We start from the raw sequence: 302 nt of genomic DNA, 5'->3' as shown, positions 1-302 counted from the left end.
CCATCAGCACCGTTTGTTCCGTCAGTACCTTTTAATCCGTCTAAATATTCGGTAATCGTTTTTCCGTCGTTGCCAGGAAGCTCTTTCCAGATCTCGAATGCTGATTTACCATCGGCACCAGTTGCACCAACAAGACCCTGAACATATTCGTTCATRTCTTTTCCGTCGTTTCCAGGAAGTTCTTTCCAGATCTCAAATGCCGATTTWCCATCAGCACCGTTTGTTCCGTCAGTACCTTTTATTCCGTCTAAATATTCGGCAATTGTTTTTCCGTCGTTTCCAGGAAGTTCTTTCCAGATCTC

The 302-nt window shown here is 44.0% G+C and carries 1 pseudogene; it reads right to left on the bottom strand.

The features are described from left to right. Positions 1-302 (bottom strand): annotated as a pseudogene (locus ASD98_RS24555) (hypothetical protein); the annotation flags it as partial.

Origin of the sequence: Flavobacterium sp. Root186, assembly GCF_001428525.1 — a bacterium.
In the GTDB taxonomy this organism is placed as follows: Bacteria; Bacteroidota; Bacteroidia; order Flavobacteriales; family Flavobacteriaceae; genus Flavobacterium.
The sequence above is the reverse complement of the archived record's forward strand: the minus strand, read 5'-3'. Positions and strand labels throughout refer to the sequence as shown.